8 protein-coding genes and 1 pseudogene are annotated in these 5,448 nt (G+C 67.3%); 6 read left to right on the top strand and 3 right to left on the bottom strand.

What is annotated here, in order from left to right:
- From ACFE8Y_RS20550 to folK, 6 genes and pseudogenes are all read left to right on the top strand, one after another.
- Positions 1–254 (top strand): annotated as a pseudogene (locus tag ACFE8Y_RS20550) (pyrroloquinoline quinone biosynthesis protein PqqE); the annotation flags it as partial.
- The gene (locus ACFE8Y_RS20545; protein ID WP_375466225.1) at positions 251–964 is read left to right on the top strand and encodes a hypothetical protein; all 714 of its coding nucleotides are present in this window, start codon (positions 251–253) and stop codon (positions 962–964) included. The pseudogene ACFE8Y_RS20550 and the gene ACFE8Y_RS20545, both read left to right, overlap by 4 nt.
- Positions 945–1,310, top strand: coding sequence for a hypothetical protein (locus ACFE8Y_RS20540; RefSeq protein ID WP_375466224.1), 366 nt, complete (start codon positions 945–947; stop codon positions 1,308–1,310). The genes ACFE8Y_RS20545 and ACFE8Y_RS20540 overlap by 20 nt, the downstream gene beginning before the upstream one ends.
- A 215-nt stretch (positions 1,311–1,525) precedes the next feature.
- Entirely contained in the window at positions 1,526–2,302 is a 777-nt protein-coding gene (gene folP, locus ACFE8Y_RS20535; protein WP_375466226.1) for a dihydropteroate synthase, read from the top strand.
- Entirely contained in the window at positions 2,299–2,673 is a 375-nt protein-coding gene (folB, locus tag ACFE8Y_RS20530; RefSeq protein WP_375466223.1) for a dihydroneopterin aldolase, read from the top strand. The genes folP and folB overlap by 4 nt, the downstream gene beginning before the upstream one ends.
- A complete protein-coding gene (gene folK, locus ACFE8Y_RS20525; protein ID WP_375466222.1) occupies positions 2,670–3,143 on the top strand; it encodes a 2-amino-4-hydroxy-6-hydroxymethyldihydropteridine diphosphokinase in 474 nt (157 codons plus the stop codon). The genes folB and folK overlap by 4 nt, the downstream gene beginning before the upstream one ends.
- A gap of 28 nt (positions 3,144–3,171) precedes the next feature.
- Here folK and xoxJ read toward each other — a convergent pair whose 3' ends face one another.
- From xoxJ to ACFE8Y_RS20510, 3 genes are all read right to left on the bottom strand, one after another.
- Positions 3,172–4,026, bottom strand: coding sequence for a rare earth element methanol dehydrogenase accessory protein XoxJ (gene xoxJ / locus ACFE8Y_RS20520; RefSeq protein ID WP_375466221.1), 855 nt, complete (start codon positions 4,024–4,026; stop codon positions 3,172–3,174).
- The gene (locus ACFE8Y_RS20515; protein WP_375466220.1) at positions 4,026–4,652 is read right to left on the bottom strand and encodes a c-type cytochrome, methanol metabolism-related; all 627 of its coding nucleotides are present in this window, start codon (positions 4,650–4,652) and stop codon (positions 4,026–4,028) included. The genes xoxJ and ACFE8Y_RS20515 overlap by 1 nt, the downstream gene beginning before the upstream one ends.
- Before the next feature lie 141 nt (positions 4,653–4,793).
- A partial coding sequence (locus ACFE8Y_RS20510; protein ID WP_375466219.1) for a PQQ-binding-like beta-propeller repeat protein occupies positions 4,794–5,448 on the bottom strand: 655 nt, incomplete at its 5' end.

The following is a 5,448-nucleotide window of genomic DNA, read 5'->3' as shown; positions in this document are numbered from 1 at the left end:
GCGGCACCGACTGGATGCAGGAGCCCTGCCGCTCCTGCGACCGGCGCGAGAAGGACTGGGGCGGGTGCCGCTGTCAGGCCCTGGCGCTGGCGGGCGATGCGGCCGCGACCGATCCGGCCTGCTCGCTCTCGCCGCTCCACGCCAGGGTGCGGGCGCTCGCCGTCGAGGAGGCGGCGGAGGCAGCCCCGGATTATACCTACCGGACGATCGGCGCCAACATCCGCTCGCCGCTCAAGGAGGACGCCGTCCCGTGAAGCTTCTCGTCACCGCCCTGCTGCTTGCGGCGTCGCCGGCCCTGGCGCAGGACGCGGCAGCGCCCCTCCCCGGCCCTCCCCCCGCCGCCGGGATGGTGAGCGCAGCAGCGCCGAGCGCCTCCGATCTGCTGTTCGAGCAGGCGCAGATGCGCAACGCGCCCGCTGGCGCCACGCTTACTTACGAGTATCTGCGCCGCTCAAGCATCGCGAAAGGACCCTTCGGGCCGCCCCTCGACGACACGATCAAGCTGAAGCTCGAGTCCGGTAAGACATCGGCCGATCGCAACATCGCCGTCGAGATGTTCTCGGGCACCAACCGCTTCCCGGCCGGTCCCTTCGAGGAGATGCCGGGCAACCCGGTGATCCCGCTGTTCCTGGAGAATCACCTCAACGGCCTCGCCCGCGTCCTTCAGGCGAATCCACGCTACCTCAAGCTCGCGATCCGGAAAGGATTGCGCGACGGCGCCACCGTCACGCCGGTGAAGATCGACTACAAGGGCCGCACGGTCGACGGCTGGCAGGTGGTGACGCGGCCGTTCTCGGGCGACGCGCAAGCCCAGCGGATGCGCGGCATGGACAACATGACCTACACCTTCGTCACCTCCCCCGAGGTGCCCGGCGAGATCGTCTCGATCGAGGCCCAATCGAAATCTGCGGAGGGCGGCGAGCTCCTGGAGGAACGTCTGAGCTATGATCAGAAAGCTGGTTGAAGGCGCGGCCCTCTCAAGCCTCGCGTTGGCGATGCTGGCGATGCCCGCCGCGGCCGTGGAGGCCGACAACGACTATCCGACGGATGCGCGCGTCGACTACGTCTTCGGCTGCATGGCCGCCAACGGCCAGACCCGCGAGGCGATGCAGCGCTGCTCGTGCTCCCTCGACCAGCTTGCCGCGATCCTGCCCTACGACAAGTATGTGCAGGCAAGCACAGTCCTCTCCATGCGCCAGGGCGTCGGCAACCGCGCCAACGAGTTCAAGGCGACCAAGGTCTTCGACGACAAGGTCGCCGACCTGCGCCGCGCCCAGGCCGAAGCCGAGATCCGCTGCTATCGCGGATAGCGCTGCGGATCGTATCTCCGCCGAGAGGCCGTCCGCTTCGGCCAAGCAGCCATGCATGTTCAGGCGTTCCGTCGTTGCGCGGAGGCGGGATTTCGGTCACATCGACTGGATCGGGATTGCCGGCTCAGCAGCTTCGGAAGCACAACCGCGTCGTGAATCACGCGCCCACCACCCTCTGCGGCCTGCTGCCCGATCTCGGGCGGCGGACGCTCGTGATGGGCATCCTGAACGTCACGCCGGATTCCTTCTCCGACGGCGGTCGCTTCCTCGGTGAGGAAGCCGCCTGTCGACAGGCTGATGCCCTGGTCGCCGAGGGCGCGGCGCTCGTCGACATCGGCGGCGAATCGACCCGGCCCGGTCACGTCCCCGTCTCGGCCGACGCGGAGCAGGCCCGCGTCCTGCCGGTGGTCCGCGCGCTCGCGCCGCGCCTGGGCGTGCCGATCTCGATCGACACCTACAAGGCCTCGACGGCCAGGGCCGCGCTGACGGCGGGCGCACGCATCGTCAACGACGTGTGGGGTCTTCAGCGCGAGCCGGACATCGCCCACGTCGCCGCCGGCTACGGCGCGCCGGTGATGATCATGCACAACCGCGAGGCCGTCGATGCGGGCCTCGACATCGTCGCCGACATGCTGCGCTTCTTCGAGGTCTCGCTGGGCATCGCCCGGCGCGCGGGCATCGCGGACGGCGACATCGTGCTCGATCCGGGGATCGGGTTCGGCAAGAGCTGGGAGCAGCACCTGGAGGCCCTGCGCCGCCTGCCCGAGATCCGGGCACTGGGCTTTCCCGTCCTCGTCGGCGTTTCGCGGAAGTCCCTGCTCGGCCGCCTTCACGATCGCGAGACGGCGCCGTCCGACCGGCTCCACGGATCGCTCGCGATCCACGCGCTCGCCGCGACGCGCGGCGCCGATATCGTCCGGGTTCACGACGTGGCGGCCCATGTCGACGCGATGCGGGCGGTCGACGCGGTGATGCGGCCGGAGCGGCGATGAGCGACCGCATTCGCGTCCAGCGCATCGCGATCTTCGCGTATCACGGCGTCCTGCCGGAGGAGGCGCGCCTTGGCCAGCGCTTCTACGTCTCTCTCAACTGCGCTCTCGATCTGCGGGATGCGGGCCTATCCGACGACGTGGATCGGACGGTCAGCTATGCCGATCTCGCGGCGATGGTCGTCGAGATCGCGACGGGCCGTCGGTTCGCACTGATCGAAGCCCTGGCGGAGGCGATCGCCCGCGCGATCCTCGCCCGCTTCGACACCGTCGAGGCGGTTACGGTGCAGGTCGAGAAGCCGAGCGCGCCGGTCGTCGCCATCCTCGATGGCGTGAGCGTCGAGATCACGCGCACGCGCGGGCTTTCGGCATGACGCGGGCCTACCTTGGCCTCGGCAGCAACATCGGCGACAAGACCGCGCGCTTGGCGGCCGCCGTCGAGGGGCTCGCCGCCACGCCGGGCATCCGTGTGACGGCGCGATCGTCCGACTACCGCACGCCCCCCTGGGGCGACACCGATCAGGATTGGTTCCTCAACGCGGCGCTCGGCGTCGAGACCAGCCTGACGCCGCACGACCTTCTCGATGCGTGTCTGACCGTCGAGCGCAGGCTCGGGCGTGTGCGGGAGCGGCGCTGGGGACCGCGGGTGATCGACATCGACGTGCTGTCCTACGCCGATGCCGAGGTCTCGGACGCGCGCCTCGTGCTGCCGCACCGTTACGTGCGCGAGCGTGCCTTCGTGCTGGTGCCCCTTGCGGAGATCGCCCCCGACCTCGTCATCGGTGGTGAGACGGTGCTGCAGGCACTGGATAGGCTCGACCGAAGCGGCATCGAGCCGGTCTGATGTCCGGTCGAGGCTGAGCGAGGGCCGCTCACGGCTTCGCGGGCGCGAGCAACGCGTTCTCATCCTCTTCGAGCAGGGGCACGTCGTACTGGCGCAGCACCGCGTCGATGTCGGCCTTACGCGTGCGCAGGATTGTGTTGAGCGATCGCTTCCAGTCGTTCTCGCCGATCCGTACGCCCATGGCGATGCGGTAGCTCATCGGCGGACGATCCGGCTCGTGGAGGAGCGGGATCACATCCAGTGCCGTCCCGCTCTGCTTGGCCAGCCAGCCCGCCGACGGTCCCCAGAGCACGGCCGCGTCGATCTGGCCGGCGCCGAGGTCGGCGACGATCTCGGCGCTGACCGTCTGGTTCTTGCGGGACGGATCGAGTTGATAGGGCGCGTACGCCTTCATGGCCGAGATCAAGCCGAGGTCACCCATCCGGTTCACCGGTGGGGTTCCCGCGATTACGCCGATCCGCTTGCCCTTGAGCCTCGGATCGTCGAGGCCGGTGATGCCTTCAAGGTCGCCGTGACGCATCACGAGACTGTAGGCCGAGCGGTAATACGGATTCGTGTTCTGGACGAGTTCGGTGCCGAGCGCCGAGCCGATGATGATGTCGCACAAACCGGTGCCGAGGGTGTTGCGGACGAAGCCCGGACCTTGCGTCAACCAGTAGTAGCGGACCTTCACCTTCAGCGCGTCGGCGATGATCGCAGCGATGCGATTCTCGAAACCATCCTCCTTGCGTTCGGAGAACGGCATATTGCCCGGATCGCCGCAGACGCGCAGCACGTCCGCAGTGACGAGGTCCGGCAGGTTCTGACTCGCGGCGCCCCGCGGACCTGCCACGATGGACAGGAGCGCGAGCGCACCGGCCATCGACGCACGGGAACGGCGCATCAGCCGCCCATGCATTCCTTCTCGGCCTTCTTGGCAGCGTCCGGCTTTTCTTCCTTATCGCCCGGGCGGACGCGACCCATGGCGCCCGATGCACGGGCCTTCAGGTAAACGTAGAGGTCGTCCGAGTAGCACATGACGTTCTTGTTCTCGCCGAAGGCCGGCATAACCTTCTGATCGGACGAGCTGACGTCCTGCTTGCCGCTGACAAGGATGCCGATGAACTCCTCATAGGAGAGGTGCTTCAAGGAATCCTTGAGGGCCGGCGCGTAGGTCGATCCCATGCCGTCCGGACCATGGCAGACGTGGCACTCGGCATGGTAGCGACGGTAGCCGGAATACGTATACCAGTCGTACTTCTTGCCCGCATCGGTGATGTGGAACGTCGGGTGCCCGTCGGCGTCGAAGTACTTGCCCTCCTCGACCTTCACGGCCGCGTCCACCTTGAGGAGCTTGTCGTCCTTCTCCGTCGACTTGTCGTCGGGGTTGAGGGAGTTGACGAGAGCCGCGTCGGCGGGCTTCGCGTCGGTCGGTTTGGCATCCTCAGCATGTACGGCAACCAGCGACGCGGTTGCTAGGGCGAGGGCGGCCAGGACGGACCGCGTGATGGATGTGCTGAGGTGATGCAACGCACGTTTCTCCCTGAAACCCTGAAGGCCGTGCTGCCCTGAAGGTGGTCGTTAGCGATCTTGTTGGGGGCATTCTAATCATGGAAGTGCCGGCGCGGAAACCCGCGCCGGCACTCATTTCAAGCCGTATCCTGCGACCGATTAGTTCGGCAGCGCGAAGACGGTGAGCTGACCGCCGAGGTTGGTGTAGCTCGACAGTGCTGCGTAACCGCCCACCGCGCCGAGGCCGGCGTTCGGGTCGGTCAGGCCGGCCGCGAGGCCGATACCGGCCCAGCCACCGACACCCGACAGGATGCCGACGTACTGCTTGCCCTTGTGCTGATAGGTCATCACGTTGCCGATGATGCCCGACGGGGTCTTGAACTTGTAGAGTTCCTTACCCGACTTCGCGTCGACGGCCTTCAGGTAGCCTTCCAGCGTCCCGTAGAAGACCACGTCGCCGGCGGTAGCGAGAGCGCCCGACCACACCGAGAACTGCTCGGGCAGTGACCACTTGATCTTGCCCGCGACGCCATCCCAGGCGATGAAGTTACCCATGCCGCCATGACTGTTCGGCGCGGGATACATCGACAGGGTCGCACCGACGTACGGCTGGCCCGGGGTGTAGGTCACCCGGAACGGCTCGTAGTCCATGCAGACGTGGTTGGTCGGCACGTAGAACAGGTTGGTCTTGGGCGAGAAGGCAGCAGGCTGCTGATCCTTGGTGCCCAGGGCCGCCGGGCAGATGCCCTTGGAGTTGGTGTCCTCGCCGTTCTGTTCGGTTGAGTACTTGGACAGCACCAGCGGTCGGCCGTAG

Origin of the sequence: uncultured Methylobacterium sp., from assembly GCF_964242245.1 — a bacterium.
In the GTDB taxonomy this organism is placed as follows: domain Bacteria; phylum Pseudomonadota; class Alphaproteobacteria; order Rhizobiales; family Beijerinckiaceae; genus Methylobacterium.
This window is presented reverse-complemented; position numbering and strand designations above follow the sequence as displayed.